The following is a 20800-nucleotide window of genomic DNA, read 5'->3' on the forward strand; positions in this document are numbered from 1 at the left end:
AAAGTTACAAGCAAAGCTTTAATTAATCGGCGTATGCGGCTACTTTTTCAGCAACTCGTTTCGCTACGGCATTAATTAGCTCTGCGTCTTTGCCTTCAGTCATAACTCGAATAAGAGGTTCAGTACCCGATTTACGAATTAATATACGACCTTCATCGCCAAGTTCTTTTTCTGCATCTGCTATCGCTAACTTAACTTCATCCACTTCAAGTGGATATTTATTTTAGCCAACGCGCACATTTATTAACTCTTGTGGGTATTTTTCCATACCAGATTTAAGTTCTGATAATTTTAACCCTGACTCAACCATGGCGGTTAATACTTGGATTGCCGACACAATACCATCGCCTGTTGGCATATGTTCTAGGTTTATAACATGACCTGAACTTTCGCCGCCAATAGTCCAATTGTTTTCTTTTAATAGTTCCATTACATAACGATCGCCGACTTTAGCGCGTAAAAATGGAATACCTAACTTTTTAAGGGCAACTTCTAGACCAAGGTTTGACATCAATGTGCCAACAACGCCCCTTTAAGGTTGCCTTGTTTTAATGCGTGACGCGCAATAATGAATACCAGTTCATCACCGTCAACTTCAACACCTTTATGGTCAACCATAATAATGCGGTCGCCGTCGCCGTCTAGCGCCAAACCGACATGAGCTTCGTTGGCTAATACCGCTTCACGTAGTGCTTCGGTATGCGTCGCGCCACATTTTTCGTTGATGTTCAGTCCATCCGGTTTTGCGAAGATAGACACCACTTCTGCACCTAGCTCTTGGAATACATTTGGACCGATGTGATACGTTGCACCATTGGCACTGTCGACTACGATTTTCATGCCGCGCAATGATTCAGGCGCAAAACGACTTTTACAAAATTCGATATATCGGCCAGCCGCGTCATTTATGCGTGTTGCTTTACCGAGTTTTTCAGATTCTACGCATGTGATCTCTTGATCTAACATGGCTTCAATTTCATGTTCTATTGAGTCTGGAAGCTTAGTACCGGCCGCAGAGAAGAACTTAATGCCGTTGTCGTAATATGGGTTGTGCGAGGCACTGATGACAATACCGGCGTCGGCGCGAAATGTACGAGTAAGATATGAAATAGCAGGCGTTGGCATTGGTCCCAACAAGCCTACATCAACACCAGCAGCGATAAGGCCAGACTCTAAAGCGGTTTCAAGCATATAACCCGAAATGCGAGTGTCTTTTCCGATTAACACTTTTCGGTTGCCGTTTTTCGCAAAAACTTTACCTGCAGCGTAACCTAACTTTAGTGCAAATTCAGGAGTAATAGGCGAACGCCCAACTAATCCGCGAATACCATCTGTTCCAAAATATTTTTTACTCATGATTTACTCCGTAATAAGTCGCTTTAAACAGATCTAATGCCTGTTTCGTTTCTGCAACATCATGCACTCTTAAGATTTTTGCCCCTTTGGTCAATGCCAAAGTTGCACATATAACACTTGCTAATGCTCGTTTATCGGGGGCTAACCCTAGCAAGTTTCCAATCATCGATTTTCTCGATAGTCCCGCAAGGAGCGGCAATCCTAACGATTCAAATTCGTCTAATCGATTTAGTAATTGGTAATTCTGACTTAATGTCTTACCGAAGCCAAATCCTAGGTCGATACAAATTCGAGATTTGTCGATTCCGGCTTCTAAACAGGTATTTATTCGTTCAGCCAAAAATGCACTTACATCGGTAACTACATCGCTATATTCTGGCTCTGACTGCATTGTACGCGGTGTGCCTTGCATATGCATCAAACAAACCGGTACATTTGAATTAGCAACAACCTCAACAGCGTTACCTACCGTTAACGCACATACGTCATTGATAAGGTCTACGCCGCTATTAATGCCTTCTCGCATGACTTCAGGTTTGCTGGTATCCAGCGAAATTAAACACCCAAATTCACTTTTTAATTTTTCGATCACAGGTAATACCCGTGATAATTCTTCATCCAAACTCACTTCTGGCGCGCCTGGACGAGTGGACTCGCCACCAAGGTCAATAATATCCGCACCTTGAGACAACATCAATTCTGCATGTTTAATAGACGCATCAAGCTGAGTAAATTTACCGCCGTCTGAGAAAGAGTCGGGAGTTACATTTAAGATCGCCATTATGATAGGCGTTTCGAGTTTTGTTAAATTAAACATTGTCATAAAAATGAGGCCCCTTATAAAGGGGCCTTAATATTAACTGGCAGGATTAGGAACGTCAGTTTCAGGTTTGGTGTTGTCTGTAGAGTCGTCGTCATTTTTAGACTCAGGCTTTGCAGACCAACCCGCAGGTTCACGAACTGGAACACGATTCATTAGATCATCAATTTGTTTTGCGTCTATTGTTTCGTATTTCATTAGCGCATCTTTCATTGCATGTAAGATGTCTAAATTCGCTTTAATAATTTCAACTGAGCGTTCGTAGTTACGGTTAATAAATACTTTAATTTCAGCATCAATGGCCTGTGCAGTTTCATCAGACATATGAAGCGATTTAGATGACGTACGTCCTAAGAACACTTCGCCTTCTTCTTCTGCATATAACATAGGTCCCATTTTTTCAGAAAGGCCCCATTGAGTAACCATTTTACGAGCAATATCAGTTGCACGTTCAATATCATTTGAAGCGCCCGTTGATACTTTATCTGCACCATAAATAACTTCCTCGGCAATACGACCACCGTATAAAGAAGATATTTGGCTTTCCAAGAACTGTTTGCTGTGTGAGAAACGATCTTGTTCAGGCAAGTACATAGTGACACCAAGTGCACGTCCACGAGGAATAATACTGACTTTATAAACTGGGTCATGGTCAGGAACCATACGGCCAACAATTGCATGGCCAGCTTCGTGGTAGGCTGTCATTTCACGTTCGCTTTCGCCCATAACCATAGACTTACGCTCGGCGCCCATCATGATCTTGTCTTTGGCTTTTTCGAAATCTTGCATGTCGACTAGACGTTTATTAAAGCGAGCAGCAAATAACGCAGCTTCGTTTACTAGATTTGCTAAGTCGGCACCAGAGAAACCTGGCGTACCACGTGCGATTAACGCTGGTTCTACGTCGTTTGCTACTGGTACTTTACGCATATGCACATTAATAATTTGCTCACGACCACGAACGTCTGGCAAACCAACCACAACTTGACGGTCAAAACGGCCCGGTCTTAATAATGCAGGGTCTAGTACGTCAGGACGGTTAGTCGCGGCGATTACGATAATGCCTTCGTTGCCTTCAAAACCATCCATCTCTACTAACATTTGGTTAAGCGTTTGTTCACGTTCGTCGTGCCCACCACCTAAACCTGCGCCACGTTGACGACCGACAGCATCGATTTCATCGATGAAGATAATACAAGGAGCTGATTTTTTAGCTTGGTCAAACATGTCACGAACACGTGATGCACCAACACCAACAAACATTTCAACAAAGTCTGAACCAGAAATTGCGAAGAATGGGACTTTTGCTTCACCGGCAACGGCTTTCGCAAGTAAGGTTTTACCCGTACCAGACTGACCGACCATTAATACGCCTTTTGGAATTTTTCCGCCAAGCTTTTGGAATTTTGCAGGTTCTCTTAGGTAATCAACAAGCTCTTGAACTTCTTCTTTAGCTTCGTCACAACCGGCTACGTCTTTAAACGTTGTTTTAATTTGGTCTTCGCCCATTAAACGCGCTTTAGATTTACCAAATGACATAGCGCCTTTACCGCCGCCGCCTTGCATTTGACGCATGAAGAATATCCACACACCAATCAATAGCAACATAGGGAACCATGAAATTAGAATAGACGCCAAAATTGACGGCTCTTCAGGAGGTACGCCAACAATGCGTACGTTATTTTCGATTAAATCGTTTAATAAATCTTTGTCGTAAGCTGTTGGGATATAAGTTTCAAACTTTTCACCACTACGCTTCAGGCCGACAATTTGGCGATCGTTAATTTTAACTTCACGAACTTCGCCCATACGAACTTCTTTAACAAACTGGGTATAGTTTGTACTACTGCTCGTACTATCATTTGGCGTGATCGTATTAAATACAGACATCAGTGCCACTGCTACCATCAACCAAATAATTAGATTTTTAGCCATATCGCTCAAAGGGATAACCTCAACAAATAAACATTAAAATGAAGACTACTATAATTTAAATCCTGTCGCTACCAGATACACTTCTCTCGAACGTGCTCTAGACGATTCAGGTTTTCTCACTTTTACTACTTTGAATACATTACGTACATCTTTTACAAACTGATCAAAACCTTCACCTTGGAATACTTTGACAGCAAATTTACCTTCTTTATTTAACACTTGTTGGCACATATCGAGAGCCAACTCAACCAAGTACATAGAACCTGCTTGGTCAATTGAGTCGTTTCCGCTCAAATTTGGCGCCATGTCAGACATGACTAAATCGACCTTATTGTCGCCGATTTTATCTAACAATGCATTTAATACATCTTCTTCTCTAAAATCACCTTGGAGAAAGTCGACACCTGCAATTGGATCCATAGGTAAAATGTCACACGCGATTACCGTGCCTTTACCATCTAACAACTCTACAGCGTACTGAGACCAACCACTTATGGCGCGGCCCCGAGGTCGACAACAATACTGCCCGGTCGCATTAGTTTATCTTTTTCTGCAACTCTTCAATTTTGAAATAGGCTCTAGAACGTAACCCACGTTTGTTGGCTTCTTTCACATATGGGTCGTTTACATGTTCTTCTAACCAGCGTTTACTGCTACCGGAACGTTTATCTTTTGCCATAACTTAGTATATGAATTGGTAATAGTCTAAAGGTGGGGTAGAATATCATTAATTCAAGTAATTACTGTAAAATTAAACCTAATGAGTCTATCAAAAAACAAATCCAGTTCTTAAAGGGCGAAGCCCATTCACTAAAACCTGTCGTGCAACTTGGCTCGAATGGCTTTACTGAAGGCGTTTTAGCCGAAATCGAAAACGCCCTAGCGGTTCACGAATTAATTAAGGTTAAAGTACCTTCTGAAGATCGTGAAGAATTAAAGCTCTATGTTGAAGCGATAGTTCGCGAAAGCAAAGCCGAAAAAATTCAGCTAATTGGTAAAACACTTGTGTTATTTAAGCAAAGTGACGATAAAAAAATCGAACTACCTAAAAAGTAGTCGCAGATTAATCAAAAAAACCGACTGATGTCGGTTTTTTTATGTCTAAATTTTAATGTAATAAAATGTGAATTGGTGATTTGAAATACTTATTATGAAAAACGCCTCATTTCCTTCTGTATTTCTTAAATAAATGTCACTCTCATTTGGTCCACAACACTATGATACAGGTTTAGTTAGATTGTATGGCGTTTAGCCAAACTAATTTTTAAGCTGGATTTTTATTCCCTAATTAAATAACCCGCAATAAAAAAGGAGCTCGAAAGCTCCTTTTAGTTAATTAACTAAAACAGTTAATTGTTATTTTTTGATGCGTCTGCGGAATGCCACAAAACCACCAAGTAAGGTTGCTAACGTGTAGCTAAATGATAGACCTAATAATCCTTCATCTTTTTCTTCCTTAGCTGCTTTAACCAATACACTGACGTTTGCAGTAGCGGTCATTTCACCATCACTAACCAATACTTCAAAGTTGATTGTCGTATCTTCAGTAACCGTTGGCGCATTAAAGCTTGCAGTCGCTGTATCGGCATTAGCTAATACCACATTGCTAGTCGCTGTAGACCAACTGTAAGTAAGATCGTCGTTTTCAGTATCTAATCCCAATGCGGATAGTGTTACTAAACCACCGATCTCTGTTTCAGAGACAGAACTTGACGCTGTCACAGTTGGTGCTGTATTTGAGTTTGCCACCACAACCGTAATTGATTTAGTGGTTACTCGAACACCGTCTGTCACTTGCAGAGTAAACTTCAACTCTTCGCCTTCAGATGTTGAAGGTGTTACAAATGATATCGTATCGCCTGTTGTATATAGCAATTCAACTGCACTACCTTCAACCTGCGTCCAAGAATACGCTAACAAAGCACTATCTAGGTCTGTTGCTGACGCAACAATTTCTACATAAGTATTTTCATTAGCCTGTATTTCTCTAGCCAACTCAACTACTGGTGCATTATTTACCGCCACTATTACCGCAGGGTCAACAACCACGCCATTAGCAACGCCATCATCGTCATTTACGCCACCATCGGTTATGCGTAACTTAATGCAATTGCTGCCTTGTACTAAACCTCGGCTCCACGCTTCGGTGTCATCGGCTGCTGGGCATTCACCTGATAAGGTTTTAACCGCAGACCAAATAGAATCACCATCTCGTTGTTGAGTGTCAGTTACTTCAAAGGAAACAAATGAACCATCTGATTTAAGTTTGCGATATTGCGCATTAACTGGCAGTTTTTCATTAAGTGGTATTATCATTGTAATAATTGAACCAACGTCGGCACCGCGTACTTCGAAGTCAATTATTGGGGTAACGTATTTAATTACATCTGAGTCATCAATTTCTACATTCAATGCAGCTTCAATTTCCGCAACGGTTGTTGCAGCGTCCGCAGAATGTCCATTGTCTACAGCTTTCACCGTTTGACCAATCGAAATTGTTAGGCCTTCCTCTACAGAAATTATGGTATCGCCGACTTTTTGTTGATTAGCTAACAAGTTCGCATTATCTAAATAGTCTGCAATGCCATCACCATCAGAGTCTGACATACCTTCATCTGCATCTGAGATCCCATCGTTATCTGAGTCTGCCATCGTACTTAATTCTGGTAACGCTTCCGTTATAAAGAATCGAGAAGTTTGGCTTGCTTCAAATAAGTCAGTTGTATCCGTTTCAACGACTTTGGCCACAACGGTGTGTGAGCCAACCCCTAATTGCTCAGGATTTATTTCAATGACTTCATGCATAGACGCTGAACCATTGAACACTTCTTCACCATCAATAGTAATTATTACATTATGAGATGAATCCATATCAGCATCGAAGATATCAAACGCAAGAAACGCTGAACTTACGCTTGATTCAACCACTGTGACTTTCTTGTCGTTAAACATCAAGCCAGTGGAAATTGAAGGTCGAGTATTTTCCTGAACGGTTAGGTTTACTTCATGTTTACCATTCGCAAAAACAGCTAAACCATTTTCATCTTCAATAGTAATAGCGTAATTCCCATCAACAACGCCATCAAATTCTAGTGCTTTTGATAAGCCTTCATCAATTGATAACGTCCCCTCAACTAACACCGTATTGATTTGAACTAATTGATAAGAGAACGTCACCGGATAATCTACTGGCGCACCGGTTAAGTTCACATCAATCGCAAAATCTTCGCCGGTTTTGCTAAATGCGGTAGTCGCGGTCGTGGCTAATGGATTAATCGCTAGCGGCAAAAACAATGTTTGCTCAGAGCCAACTAAGTTAGTTAATACAATGCCTACATCCTGCAAACCAGATTGTTTTAACTCGCCATCAACTACAGATTTAAAACTAACAGTGGTCGGTATATTAGCAACATTGATTAACGTCGCTAACTTGTCAGTCACCTTAGTATCAATGCCCGTCGCATTCATTGAAATATTACCACCAGAATTTTCCACGGTGGCTTCAATTGCCGCTTTCGCTAACAATAAGTCGACATAGTCATCTTCACTATCGTCAACACCATCACGGTCAAGGTCATTTTCTCTGGTAACTGCAACTAATGGATTTGCGTCAACCGCATTTAATACACCATCTCCGTCAATGTCGGAATCAGTATTGTCACCAATTCCATCCATGTCAGTATCTGTGGATTCGGTAACATCATTAACAAACGCATCTACGGTTAAGTCAGTATCAATACCTGCAACTAATACATCTGGATAACCATCGCCATCCGTATCAATTGATGCTGCGGCGTCAAGTGGGAAGGCATCTGAGTTATCACCGACACCATCGAGGTCCACATCACTCCATTCCGCACTATTACCTAAGAATTGGTCTAATTCTTTACCACCTTGCGCAATTTCGTGGTCGTATCCGTCATGATAACTATCAGGATAGCCATCGCCATCGGCATCAACTGACGCACCAGAATATGCCGGGAATGCATCGGTATTATCACCAACACCATCACCGTCTGAATCTGTCCAGTTGACCCCGCCATCTGCAGGAATTGATCTAATACTAACCCAGTTGTTGAATCCGCAGCTGTCGCCCCCTCATTCCATGCATCAGGGTAACCGTCACCGTCGTCCATAGATGCTGCTGCATCTAGTGGGAACGCATCAACAACTAAAGTTGTTTCTACACCCTCTACTAATACGTCTGGATAACCATCACCGTCTGTATCTGCTGATGCGGCTGCATCATTCGGGAAAGCATCGTATACATCTGCTACAGAATCACTATCAGAGTCCATAACGTCGCCAGATAACTTAAACAACTCATTACCTGTGCTGCCGTTATTGGCGTACATTAATAACTCATTGTTCACTGACGCGATAAACGAAGGTGAAGCTGAAGCCCCTACGCGTAAATTCGTTACAATTCGCGGCGCATTGACACCATCATAAACAAACAGCTCGTTGTAATAACCAAACGTTGGATCATCATGCTCTTTGTATTCAGCACCGTCATACCCTTGGAAATACAGCTTGTCGCCATGAACCGTTAAGTATTTTGGATTTAAATTACTAGGATTTGTCTCGTAGTTGTATTTTACGATTGGCTCAATTACATCACTGCCGCCCACGTATTTAACTAACGTAACGCCTTGTTCTGTGTCACCGACAAAGTATAAGTCGCCTTTAAACGTGATAAAGTCACTTGGGTCGATTTCTAACAACGCTCCTGTTGCTGAGGCACCAACTTCCAAATCATGTACCACGACCTCACCCGTTGCTGGGTCGTATATGGCTAACTCTTGGCCCGTCACATCGTCTTCGCCGCTGCTTAGCGCCGTTGTCGCATTCATGAAGATCTTGCCGTCATGGGCATACACAGATTCGACACTTTGCACCCCTTCAACAACTTCGACACCTGAACTATCCAATTTGAATAAAGACACCACAGGCACTGCTACTTTAAACCAAGCGTCTGCACGTGAATTGTAAATCTCTTGTATTTCGACTTTGCTATTGCCGCTGAAGTATAAAACCCCATCAAGCTCAGTAAAGTTCTCTGGCTCAATGCCGTCTTCATTATCCGCGACAACTTCTAAGGTGATCTCACCGGTTATCGTATCAAATGAATACAACTCTTCATCGGTTGCCACATTTTCAGAATATTCTGCATCCGCTAACGAATACGTCGAAATGTCTTTCGTGTCACCTGAACGTTTACCTGCAAAATAAATTTTGCTGCCCATAACGTATAGGTTTTTAATCGTACTAAACGCGGTAACTGACTCATCAATTTCTGCTGTTTCTGTGTCATCTGCGGTTGTTGCAAATGCCGCCACTTTAACTGGCACGGCACCATCAACATCACTTAGTGACCAAAGCGCCTTATCAGTACCGTCGCTGGCCACAAAGTACATCGTATCGCCAGTTGCATTGACAACCAACTCAACAGGGCTACTTGAGCTTGTGCCTGTGCGGATATCAAATACTAACTCCGTTGACGTACCGTCATAAACATACAACTCTATACCGTTAGTGCCACCATTTGCTTGGAAGTACGTCTTACCATTAAATTCGGTAAAGTATTTTGGCGTGCTTGAACTTGACCCCGCACGAATATCTGAGGCCAATTCAATTTTTTGATAAGGGACTGAACTTGCAACAATTGGATCTGAGCCAAATTCCAGCTCCAGTTCATCACTGTAACCGTCACCGTCGTCGTCATTGTCTTCTTTGTCGTACGTACCATCCATATCGGTATCAACAATATCCGCTGGGAATTCGTCAATAACAAGACCGGTTGTTGTATCTGCTTCGGTTTTACCTGCATTCCATGAATCAGGGAAACCATCGCTATCTTCATCAGCTGATGCGGCTACATCTAATGGGAACGCATCGGCATTATTACCAACCCCATCGCCGTCAGTATCTGCAAATTCAGTTGCATCATTCGGGAACGCGTCAACAACTAAAGACGTTTCGACACCCTCTACTAATGCGTCTGGATAACCATCACCGTCTGTATCTGCTGATGCGGCTGCATCATTCGGGAAGACATCAACAACATCCATTACGCCATCTGAGTCACCGTCGACATCAAAGCTTGCCGTTTCTGTTGCTAACTTAAACAACTCATTACCTGTGCTGCCGTTATTGGCGTACATTAATAACTCATTGTTCACTGACGCTATAAACGAAGGTGAAGCTGAAGCCCCTACGCGTAAATTCGTTACAATTCGCGGCGCATTGACACCATCATAAACAAACAGCTCGTTGTAATAACCAAACGTTGGATCATCATGCTCTTTGTATTCAGCACCGTCATACCCTTGGAAATACAGCTTGTCGCCATGAACCGTTAAGTATTTTGGATTTAAATTACTAGGATTTGTCTCGTAGTTGTATTTTACGATTGGCTCAATTACATCACTGCCGCCCACGTATTTAACTAACGTAACGCCTTGTTCTGTGTCACCGACAAAGTATAAGTCGCCTTTAAACGTGATAAAGTCACTTGGGTCGATTTCTAACAACGCTCCTGTTGCTGAGGCACCAACTTCCAAATCATGTACCACGACCTCACCCGTTGCTGGGTCGTATATGGCTAACTCTTGGCCCGTCACATCGTCTTCGCCGCTGCTTAGCGCCGTTGTCGCATTCATGAAGATCTTGCCGTCATGGGCATACACAGATTCGACACTTTGCACCCCTTCAACAACTTCGACACCTGAACTATCCAATTTGAATAAAGACACCACAGGCACTGCTACTGTAAACCAAGCGTCTGCACGTGAATTGTAAATCTCTTGTATTTCGACTTTGCTATTGCCGCTGAAGTATAAAACCCCATCAAGCTCAGTAAAGTTCTCTGGCTCAATGCCGTCTTCATTATCCGCGACAACTTCTAAGGTGATCTCTCCGGTTATCGTATCAAATGAATATAACTCTTCATCGGTTGCCACATTTTCAGAATATTCTGCATCCGCTAACGAATACGTCGAAATGTCTTTCGTGTCACCTGAGCGTTTACCTGCAAAATAAATTTTGCTGCCCATAACGTATAGGTTTTTAATCGTACTAAACGCGGTCACTGACTCGTCAATTTCTGCTGTCTCAGTGTCATCTGCGGTTGTTGCAAATGCCGCCACTTTAACTGGCACGGCACCATCAACATCACTTAGTGACCAAAGCGCCTTATCAGTACCGTCGCTGGCCACAAAGTACATCGTATCGCCAGTTGCATTGACAACCAACTCAACAGGGCTACTTGAGCTTGTGCCAGTTCGGATATCAAATACTAACTCCGTTGACGTACCGTCATAGACATAAAGCTCAATGCCGTTTGTGCCACCGTTGGCTTGGAAATACGTCTTACCATTAAATTCGGTAAAGTATTTAGGCGTGCTTGAACTTGACCCTGCACGAATATCTGAGGCCAATTCAATTTTTTGATAAGGGATTGAACTTGCAACAATTGGATCTGAGCCAAATTCCAGCTCCAGTTCATCACTGTAACCGTCACCGTCGTCGTCATTGTCTTCTTGGTCGAACGTACCATCCATATCGGTATCAACAATATCCGCTGGGAATTCGTCAATAACAAGACCGGTTGTTGTATCTGCTTCGGTTTTACCTGCATTCCATGAATCAGGGAAACCATCGCTATCTTCATCAACAGATGCGGCTGCATCTAATGGGAACGCATCTGCATTATTACCAACCCCATCGCCGTCAGTATCTGCAAATTCAGTTGCATCATTCGGGAACGCGTCAACAACTAAAGACGTTTCGACACCCTCTACTAATGCGTCTGGATAACCATCACCGTCTGTATCTGCTGATGCGGCTGCATCATTCGGGAAGGCATCAACCACATCCATTACGCCATCTGAGTCACCGTCGACATCAAAGCTTGCCGTTTCTGTTGCTAACTTAAACAACTCATTACCTGTGCTGCCGTTATTAGCGTACATTAATAATTCATTGTTCACTGACGCGATAAACGAAGGTGAAGCTGAAGCCCCTACGCGTAAATTCGTTACAATTCGCGGCGCATTGACACCATCATAAACAAACAGCTCGTTGTAATAACCAAACGTTGGATCATCATGCTCTTTGTATTCAGCACCGTCATACCCTTGGAAATACAGCTTGTCGCCATGAACCGTTAAGTATTTTGGATTTAAATTACTAGGATTTGTCTCATAGTTGTATTTTACGATTGGCTCAATTACATCACTGCCGCCCACGTATTTAACTAACGTAACGCCTTGTTCTGTGTCACCGACAAAGTATAAGTCGCCTTTAAACGTGATAAAGTCACTTGGGTCGATTTCTAACAACGCTCCTGTTGCTGAGGCACCAACTTCCAAATCATGTACCACGACCTCACCCGTTGCTGGGTCGTATATGGCTAACTCTTGGCCCGTCACATCGTCTTCGCCGCTGCTTAGCGCCGTTGTCGCATTCATGAAGATCTTGCCGTCATGGGCATACACAGATTCGACACTTTGCACCCCTTCAACAACTTCGACACCAGAACTATCCAACTTAAATAAAGACACCACTGGGACTGCTACATTAAACCAAGTGTCTGCACGTGGATTGTAAATCTCTTGTATTTCGACTTTGCTATTGCCGCTGAAGTATAAAACCCCATCAAGCTCAGTAAAGTTTGCTGGCTCAATGCCGTCTTCATTATCCGCGACAACTTCTAAGGTGATCTCACCGGTTATCGTATCAAATGAATACAACTCTTCATCGGTTGCCACGTTTTCAGAATATTCTGCATCCGCTAACGAATACGTCGAAATGTCTTTGGTGTCACCTGAGCGTTTACCTGCAAAATAAATTTTGCTGCCCATAACGTATAGGTTTTTAATCGTACTAAACGCGGTAACCGACTCATCAATTTCTGCTGTCTCTGTGTCATCTGCGGTTGTTGCAAATGCCGCCACTTTAACTGGCACGGCACCATCAACATCGCTTAGTGACCAAAGCGCCTTATCAGTACCGTCGCTGGCCACAAAGTACATCGTATCGCCAGTTGCATTGACAACCAACTCAACAGGGCTACTTGAGCTTGTGCCAGTTCGGATATCAAATACTAACTCCGTTGACGTACCGTCATAGACATACAACTCAATGCCGCTGGTGCCATCGTTGGCTTGGAAATACGTCTTACCATTAAATTCGGTAAAGTATTTAGGCGTGCTTGAACTTGACCCTGCACGAATATCAGAGGCCAATTCAATTTTTTGATAAGGGACTGAACTTGCAACAATTGGATCTGAGCCAAATTCCAGCTCTAGTTCATCACTGTAACCGTCGCCGTCTTGATCTGTATCTACTGAATCTTCGATCCCATCACGATCTAAGTCTGCTGATTTAGTATTATCTGTGGGGAAGCCATCCGCATTATCACCCACTCCATCTTGGTCAGTATCGACAAATTCAGTTGCATCATCTGGAAATGAATCAACGACTAAATCAGTTGCTATATCTGCAACTATCGAATCTGGATAACCATCTCCATCGGTATCTATTGAGGCTGCTTTATCGTTCGGAAATTTATCTGCATTGTCACCTACACCGTCACCATCCGAGTCGACTGACTCATTTTCATCTGTAGGAAAGCATCTAAAGAGTCAGCTACACCATCATTGTCAGCATCAGCATGGTACATAGCGTCTTGAGGGAATTTGTCCGTATTATCACCAATACCGTCGCCATCACTATCCATGGTTTCAGTTGGGTCTAAAGGAAATGCGTCTACCACATCTAATACACCATCGCCGTCTGAATCAAACGAATCGGCACTTTCTGGGAATGGATCGGCATTATCACCAATACCATCTCCATCGGTATCTACCGTTTCAGTTTTGTCGAACGGGAAGGCATCAGCGTTGTTACCAACACCATCTCCATCACTATCTTTCGATTCAGAAGCATCATTCGGAGCCCAATCTAGATGGTCAAGAACACCGTCCCCGTCGCTATCTAAAAAGCTACCACCCTCTCCTTCATCAAACTGTGAACGAGTTGGGTCATTTGGATAAGCATCTAGTTCATCACGAACTAAGTCACCATCGCTATCTAAGAACTCGTCAATGATATATAGCTCTTGCCCTTGTCCTGCATTTGCAGAGAAATATAAGCGGCCATTGGCAACTGTTAGCGCCGACACTTGCTCACTAACTAAATTATCATTTTCATCAATATTAACCGGGTTAAAGTCAGTCACTAACGTTGGCGATGAAATTCCATCCATTACCCATAACGAATCTTTAAAGTTGCCTTGATTGCCTTCAAAATATAAACGGTCGTGGTAAACCGTAAAGTGATTTGCGTCTTCAACTTGAGTTGCACCTATGGTATCTTATTTGACAATAATTCAGGTGCACTGGCTAAAGAATTATAAAGCCAGATTTTGGAACCAGAATTTGGCTCTGTTCCTGCAGTAAAAATTAGGTTACCGGCATAAACTGTCAACTTCGACGGTTCTTCGGTTTGCCCATCACTCGTCACATTACTTAATAGAGTGGGCTCACCTTCACCATTATAGTAATAAATCTCTTTGCCTGTGGTTTGTTCCAAAATCGCGGTGAAGTATAAAACGTTGTTATATACAACTAAATCTCCTGGAGAGCTCGATTCAGGATTGCCACTTGTATCTTCACCTGGTAAATCAAATACAACTGAAGGGTTTATGCCGGCTTCAACAGGCTGAGTATCATCATAAACCATTAACTCAACACCTTGACTAGCTGTACGGCCTTGAAAATACAATTTACCTTTGTAAGCTGTGAAGTAATTAGGATTTGAAGGTTCTTCACCTAAATTAATGTCGGCTAATCTAACTGGCGCCGCATCACCATCTTTTACCCAAAGTTCATAATCACCGGTAACGGATGTTGTGGACGGAACTGGGCGAGTTTCCCCTGACTGAGCAGAAAAATAGAGCTTGCCATTATAGACATATGGGTTTTTGAAAGAGTCACTATAACTAACCGACTCATCAGGATTAAGATCTAAATCTGTAATCGTATTTGTTACTGGATCATACTCAAACATGGCGTTTTTAGTAGAGATCCCTGAACTCGCAATTATTCCTTGGTAATAAATTTTACCGTTATAACTAATTAAGTTATCAGGGCGAATCGACACATCATCAGAGATGTTTGTTGATAATTTTTCCGGGGAAGAACCATCGTAGTTAGCTCGCCAAAAGGCGTACCCATCTTCTGCATGAATACCTCTAAAATAGATTTTGTCACCCAAAGTAACGATATTACTAATTGCACTGCCATTGGCGTTTTCAGGATTTATTGTTGGAACCATTACTGGCTCTGGTGCTGTTGCCGCATTAGCGCCTGTAGATAAAACTGTAGCCAAACTTGCTGCTACAACAGATCGCTTAAAGTTGTTGTCTATACCTTGCATTACGTGCTCCGTATTCATGTGAATTACCCAGTATCTTTCCGTACTGGTTTGTTGTTAATAGGGCTAAATATCGCTTTCTATCGCTTAAAACCGTTAATTCATCAAAACTTTAAAAATTGATAAATATTTAGCCATACTAGTGTTTTATATAAGTTAACAAGCAGAGTCCAAACGTGTTGTGTAGCATTTTGTACAATAAGAAATTTTGGAAAAAGCAGGTGTTCTAAATGACGCTGAATAGTGGATTAGGCATTTTTGAGTAGGTATAAATAAAAAGCCGGGTAGTTATGCCTACCCGGCGACGCTCTTCTGTTTAGGCTGGGATTAGTCTTTAAACGGAAGTCTTTAATGTCTCGTGTTCAAATGTAACCATTGATAGGTTTTCTTGATTTTGCTGTCCAATTGCCATCGGACACCGAACATTTGGGAGCAATGTTAAGTCAAATAATTCAGAAATTGGACCGTCTAGTCGGATCCATTCTTCTACAGACCCTGAGGTTAAGTTAATGATTTGCAATCCACACCATGCTGTTGAATCTTTATCAGCTAAGGCTTTATCCAAATCTAATCCTTCAAAACGTTCGTATCTAGGTTTAGACAAACCCACCACGGCAAAATTACCATGAAGCCCTAAGCCGCGAGCGAAACCAAGGTACAAAGGTATGAGGAACAAATTTCTTTTGCTCAAAGTCAACATAACCTAAATAACCTGTGCCAGAATTAAGCACCCATAACTTGCCTTCATGCCAACGAGGGGAATGCGGCATTGATAACCCTTCACAAACAATTTCATTGGTTTCTATATCAATAATAATGCCACCATCGTGACGGCGTTCACGCCAACCATCGATTGTGTCCGACTTACATACCGCTGTTACGTATTTAGGTTTGCTATCTACCATTGCCAAACCATTTAAATGGCAACGATCTTCTGGTACCAATTTAGAAATAAACTCTGGTTTCCAAATCGCTTTAAAGCTATGTGTTATTGAAGGAACGGCTAAACAATTATATTTTGTATTCACAAATACAATCGTACCGTCTTTTTGGATCCCTAATTCATGAATGTCTATTTCACCGGTAAATTGGGCGTTACGTGGGACGTAACATTTATCAAACATTTTGTTGGCAACTTGACCTGCCTGTAATACATTTTCAAAACGCCAAACTTGATAAAGACCGCCCATATAGATGCGTTGTTCGTTACCAACAATACCCATTGCTCGTTGGAAAACGCGTTCATGGAATGACACCCTACCTTCTGGATCTGCACCTACAAAGTAGACTCGCCCCGATTGATAAGAGGTAAATGCCAAAGACATGTTGTTGCGAACAATCCATTTCGATAAACCTTTAGAGCACGACTTTGTAACCGGCTCCTGCGCTGGTTGTTCAGTATTCTGATTTTCATCCGACGCTGGTAAATCAACAACTTGTTCGGTTTTATCATTTGCTGTAGCGGTCGCTTTTTTAGTCGATGCTACTTTTTTGTAGATGCTTGTTTTGCTGACGCTCTTTTTGCCGTCGCTTTTGATGCTGCCTTTTTAACGGGCTTCGTTGTTGGTTCTGCTTCTTTATTTTTTGCTCAGGCATTGATAATCTCCAGGCCTTTATTGGCCTTTAAGCACTCACACAATTTTAGTGTCAACGATTCTATATCAAGCAACGTAGTGATTAAATAGCATACAGCCGTCGAAACCGTCATTTTAAGTAGCAATTTGTACAATCGTTTTGTTGCCCGACTTATCTGTTTAACCCTTTCCAATACCAATGCCCGGATAATAAGAAGATCACTCCAAGCTTATTGGTCAAAAACACAAAACCCAGCATGTGCTGGGTTTTGATGATTTTCACTATGTTAATCGGAGTAACATTCCTTTTTTCTACTCCTTCTTTTGGCTTATCCTTGCAAGCCTCCTCCTCAAAGAACAACTCGGTGCGCCATGTCACGCCCTCAACTTTGTTGTCCAAAGGAACAAATGTCCATTGTGTTATCGCATTCACTAACGTCTCGCCATAGACTTTAGCTTCTTCCGACGATACCGCAGTGACTTTTACATTTGATGTTGTGCCATCTTTCTCGACATCAAACGCAATAGTCAACATCCCCGATACTTCATCTTTCAACGCTTTTTGACTGTCGCCTTCATAGCTAGGACGTTCATAATACCAAAATGATAACCCTTGAGATTTCATTTCTTGCTGACGCATTCGACGATATTCAGTTTTAACCGCATTTCTGCATCGTTTGTATGACGTATAAGAACTGCAATCAGGTGCTTGCCATTCAACAATGACCGCCTCTGAGTGCACCTGTTCTGACGCCTGAGCTGCAAACCCAAATAACGCGATGGCGAATAAACCAAGGAAACGTATATTCATCATTTGTATGCTCCTTTTCCTGCGAAGTACTCAAACGGTAAAGGATCTACGCCCTCTACATCACAATCTGTGCTTGGCGCTCTCATTGGATCCGGTTTTTCACCAATGTGGCGGTCAAAAAAGTCTAACATTCTGCAAAATATTTGCTTACGTGATGATTGGTCTCTTGCACCATGCCCTGCGCGCGGGATTAACAAAGTCTCAAAACGATGATCTTGTTCTAATAAAGCATCACGCATGACCACATAGTTTTCGAAGTGAGCACGATAATCCAACATGCCATGCATCAAAAAGACCGGTGAATTAATTTTCTCCGCATTTGGCGCTGGAGACTGTGCTCTACGTTTTTCTTCGGTATCGCCCAATGCCCAATTCAAGTAGCTTTTACCTGCTTTTCGCATTGCTACGTCACCGGTGTACATCATGACGTTTAAGTCATAAACACCAACATAACCAATACCACATTTATATAGGTCAGGTTCCTTAACCAATCCCATTAATGTGGCATAACCACCGTAAGAAGCACCGTAAATACACACGCGATCAACATTTGCAATTCCGCTGTTTATTGCCCAGTAAGTTGCATCTGTTAAGTCATCCTGCATCTCTAATCCCCAATGACCATACCAGTCGTATTGGAAATTTCGACCAAAGCCGCCCGAACCTCGATAATTCACAGCTAATACCGCATAACCAGCATTTGCTAAAATATTGCGCTCACTATTCCATCCCCATACATCTCTTGGCCCGTGTGGTCCACCGTGAGGTAAAATAATCAGCGGTAAATTTTTGGCGCTTTTACCATTTGGAACCGTCAGATACCCACCTATTTCTAATCCGTCTCGTGCATTAAAACGGATAGCGTGTGTCGTTGGCATTTCTTTCGGGTCGATCCAATCGGCACGATTAACAACAAACTTCAATGAGCCGTCAAACTGATTAAATATGTAATACTTACCTGGATGTTTATCACTCGACACATGAATTAACCATTCAGTGCTGTCAGCCGTTTTAGATGCAATCTGAATCGCTTGATTTGGAAACGCTGCTTCCATTTTCAATTGAACTTGAGCGTAATAGTTGTCTTCATCCAATATCACTACTTTTGGATAGTCATAATTTATTACAGCCCCCAGAAGTCACCATTGTCATCTTGAAACATTTGGCTTACATCAACTTTTGGATGACGATAAATGATTGTTTCTTCGCCGGTTTTGACATTTACTTTCACAACGGCTGAGGTTGGTGCACTAATCGTGTCACGAACATATAACCATTTACCATCTGAGCTATAACCTCTAGGAATACGCATTCCTTCATTTTCTTCGTAGCGAATTTCTTCCCAGCTACCATCTTCTTTTTTGTTAATACAACTGTTGAAGAAAAGCTATCTGCCGCTTTACCTACCCAATGGGTAACTTCCCATTCGCCAGTTTCCTTATTTTTCTTACGTATTGGCGATGCCGCTCTAATTGGCGAACGATATAACTTAGTCGCTTCACCGGTATACATGTTTAATTTATAGATATAGGTATATGGGAATTTACTCATACCACTGCCCGATGGATAAACCGAGATTAGGTAATTCTCTGCATCCAATGGACCAATCAATCTCATTCCTTCATTACCGCCGTAATCCGAAGTTTGACCTGACCACAAAATATCTTTACGCGAGCCATCAATGTCCATCCCGAGTAATTGACCAATGCCGCCAAAACCTTCGCTCATCTCTGACGCAAAGCCTAAACCTACAATGACACGCTTATCGTTTAACCATTTTACTGAGCTCACACCTAGCTTTCCGGCGAATTTCATTTCAGAAACCATTTCATTGGTTTTACGGTTTATGATAAACGCATGCATTTCTCCATTTGGTAATACTTTACCAGCAGCTAAAAACTTACCATTTGGTGATAAGCGCATATTGGCGTAAGACACACCGTTAAAAAACGTATCAATAGGCACCTGAGCTTTAATATTTAGGCTTAATAAGCCTAATAGCACTGCTGCCGCTTTTACTAAATTTGTAAATTTCATTTCTTTCTCCTGCCATTTGCAGGCTTTTTACAGCCTGCAAAGCATCCTTCTAGAATAATGGGTAACTAAATGACAATGCCACTGAACGCCCTAATGGCGATTGTAAATGTGACCAGTAGTAAGGCCAGCGAGGACTTGTTTCATCAGTAACAGGCATCTCATTTGTTAAGTTATTCACGACAAATTGTAAATTTAAGTGATTATCAAATGAGTAACTAACGCTTGCATTAGCTGTGTAATATGGCGGTAATTTTTAGTACCAATGAAGTTGTTAACCGCTGACTGGCGACGAATAAATAAGCTCGAATTAATACGTCTGAAACCCGTAAGGCTATTTGAATAAGTTAAATACAAGTTTGTTACCGAATTCGGCGTTGATAACCCCAACTGTCCATCAACTAAACTAACGACTTCATCACCAGCAAAACGCAACCAATCATGTTTTAATGTTGCTGAATGACTAATACCAGCACCAAAACGACCTAACGCGGCTGATTCCCAATTCCCGTTTACACGAATATCAAGCCCTTCTTTTTCCACAAATTCTTGGTTTTGCGGTTGAATGGTCACACCGATTAATTCATTTGTTACCGAATCACGCTGAATTCTTGAATTTACATCTTCACAGTATTGGCTATCTGAATTACGTTCACCATTTTCACACTGCCATTCGCCTACAAATAGGTCGAAAGCACTTTCACTGGTTACCATGTCGTTCAGGCGAATTGACCACCAGTCAATCGATACACCAAAATTTAAGTTTGGTGAATATGCAAAACCGATGCTTTTTTCTGAACCTTTCTCTTCTTCCAATTTATCTGAACCACT

14 protein-coding genes and 2 pseudogenes are annotated in these 20800 nt (G+C 42.0%); 1 reads left to right on the forward strand and 15 read right to left on the reverse strand.

Annotated features, from left to right (window positions below):
* Positions 1-22 precede the first annotated feature (22 nt).
* From glmM to rlmE, 4 genes and pseudogenes are all read right to left on the reverse strand, one after another.
* A pseudogene (gene glmM, locus PN838_RS08060) lies at positions 23-1356 on the reverse strand (phosphoglucosamine mutase).
* Entirely contained in the window at positions 1349-2179 is an 831-nt protein-coding gene (gene folP / locus PN838_RS08065) for a dihydropteroate synthase (RefSeq protein WP_370661011.1), read from the reverse strand. The pseudogene glmM and the gene folP overlap by 8 nt, the downstream one beginning before the upstream one ends.
* A 33-nt stretch (positions 2180-2212) precedes the next feature.
* Positions 2213-4120: an ATP-dependent zinc metalloprotease FtsH gene (gene ftsH / locus PN838_RS08070; protein WP_272180310.1), complete on the reverse strand. Its 1908-nt coding sequence runs from the start codon at positions 4118-4120 to the stop codon at positions 2213-2215.
* 39 nt (positions 4121-4159) lie between these two features.
* Positions 4160-4790 (reverse strand): annotated as a pseudogene (rlmE, locus tag PN838_RS08075) (23S rRNA (uridine(2552)-2'-O)-methyltransferase RlmE).
* Between the two features lie 89 nt (positions 4791-4879).
* On the opposite strand from rlmE, the gene yhbY reads away from it, so the two are divergent.
* The gene (yhbY, locus tag PN838_RS08080) at positions 4880-5167 is read left to right on the forward strand and encodes a ribosome assembly RNA-binding protein YhbY (RefSeq protein ID WP_272182538.1); all 288 of its coding nucleotides are present in this window, start codon (positions 4880-4882) and stop codon (positions 5165-5167) included.
* Between the two features lie 300 nt (positions 5168-5467).
* On the opposite strand, the gene PN838_RS08085 is transcribed toward yhbY, so the two are convergent.
* The 11 genes from PN838_RS08085 to PN838_RS08135 all read right to left on the reverse strand — a co-directional run bounded on the left by PN838_RS08085 (position 5468) and on the right by PN838_RS08135 (position 20785).
* On the reverse strand, positions 5468-7954 hold the full coding sequence (locus PN838_RS08085; RefSeq protein WP_272180311.1) for a thrombospondin type 3 repeat-containing protein: 2487 nt from the start codon (positions 7952-7954) through the stop codon (positions 5468-5470).
* A gap of 35 nt (positions 7955-7989) precedes the next feature.
* The gene (locus PN838_RS08090; protein ID WP_272180312.1) at positions 7990-13539 is read right to left on the reverse strand and encodes a hypothetical protein; all 5550 of its coding nucleotides are present in this window, start codon (positions 13537-13539) and stop codon (positions 7990-7992) included.
* A gap of 158 nt (positions 13540-13697) precedes the next feature.
* Entirely contained in the window at positions 13698-14381 is a 684-nt protein-coding gene (locus PN838_RS26220; protein WP_334313319.1) for a hypothetical protein, read from the reverse strand.
* Positions 14382-14479: 98 nt separating this feature from the next.
* The gene (locus PN838_RS08100) at positions 14480-15553 is read right to left on the reverse strand and encodes a hypothetical protein (RefSeq protein ID WP_272180313.1); all 1074 of its coding nucleotides are present in this window, start codon (positions 15551-15553) and stop codon (positions 14480-14482) included.
* A 331-nt stretch (positions 15554-15884) separates the two neighbouring features.
* Positions 15885-16250 (reverse strand): DUF4915 domain-containing protein, encoded by a 366-nt coding sequence (locus PN838_RS08105; RefSeq protein ID WP_272180314.1) that lies wholly within the window; start codon positions 16248-16250, stop codon positions 15885-15887.
* On the reverse strand, positions 16171-17049 hold the full coding sequence (locus PN838_RS08110; protein WP_272182539.1) for a TIGR03032 family protein: 879 nt from the start codon (positions 17047-17049) through the stop codon (positions 16171-16173). The genes PN838_RS08105 and PN838_RS08110 overlap by 80 nt, the downstream gene beginning before the upstream one ends.
* Entirely contained in the window at positions 17024-17146 is a 123-nt protein-coding gene (locus PN838_RS08115; protein WP_272180315.1) for a hypothetical protein, read from the reverse strand. Before PN838_RS08115 ends, PN838_RS08110 begins: the two co-directional genes overlap by 26 nt.
* 150 nt (positions 17147-17296) lie before the next feature.
* The gene (locus PN838_RS08120) at positions 17297-17938 is read right to left on the reverse strand and encodes an energy transducer TonB (RefSeq protein WP_272180316.1); all 642 of its coding nucleotides are present in this window, start codon (positions 17936-17938) and stop codon (positions 17297-17299) included.
* The gene (locus PN838_RS08125; protein ID WP_272180317.1) at positions 17935-19029 is read right to left on the reverse strand and encodes an alpha/beta hydrolase family protein; all 1095 of its coding nucleotides are present in this window, start codon (positions 19027-19029) and stop codon (positions 17935-17937) included. Before PN838_RS08125 ends, PN838_RS08120 begins: the two co-directional genes overlap by 4 nt.
* 133 nt (positions 19030-19162) lie before the next feature.
* Positions 19163-19972, reverse strand: a complete 810-nt coding sequence (locus tag PN838_RS08130) for a hypothetical protein (protein WP_272180318.1) — start codon at positions 19970-19972, stop codon at positions 19163-19165.
* A 192-nt stretch (positions 19973-20164) separates the two neighbouring features.
* Positions 20165-20785, reverse strand: a complete 621-nt coding sequence (locus PN838_RS08135) for a hypothetical protein (protein ID WP_272180319.1) — start codon at positions 20783-20785, stop codon at positions 20165-20167.
* Positions 20786-20800: the final 15 nt, after the last annotated feature.

The sequence above is a fragment of the Psychrosphaera algicola genome (assembly GCF_028401425.1).
GTDB classification, from domain to species: Bacteria; Pseudomonadota; Gammaproteobacteria; order Enterobacterales; family Alteromonadaceae; genus Psychrosphaera; species Psychrosphaera algicola.

What these genes read in the sequence shown, in the direction of transcription:
- folP (WP_370661011.1), bottom strand. Translation starts at nt 2,179, where the DNA reads ATGACAATGTTTAATTTAACAAAACTCGAAACGCCTATCATAATGGCG.
- PN838_RS26220 (WP_334313319.1), bottom strand. Translation starts at nt 14,381, where the DNA reads ATGGATGGAATTTCATCGCCAACGTTAGTGACTGACTTTAACCCGGTT.
- PN838_RS08100 (WP_272180313.1), bottom strand. Translation starts at nt 15,553, where the DNA reads ATGCAAGGTATAGACAACAACTTTAAGCGATCTGTTGTAGCAGCAAGT.
- PN838_RS08105 (WP_272180314.1), bottom strand. Translation starts at nt 16,250, where the DNA reads ATGTTGACTTTGAGCAAAAGAAATTTGTTCCTCATACCTTTGTACCTT.
- PN838_RS08115 (WP_272180315.1), bottom strand. Translation starts at nt 17,146, where the DNA reads ATGCCTGAGCAAAAAATAAAGAAGCAGAACCAACAACGAAGCCCGTTA.
- PN838_RS08120 (WP_272180316.1), bottom strand. Translation starts at nt 17,938, where the DNA reads ATGATGAATATACGTTTCCTTGGTTTATTCGCCATCGCGTTATTTGGG.
- PN838_RS08130 (WP_272180318.1), bottom strand. Translation starts at nt 19,972, where the DNA reads ATGAAATTTACAAATTTAGTAAAAGCGGCAGCAGTGCTATTAGGCTTA.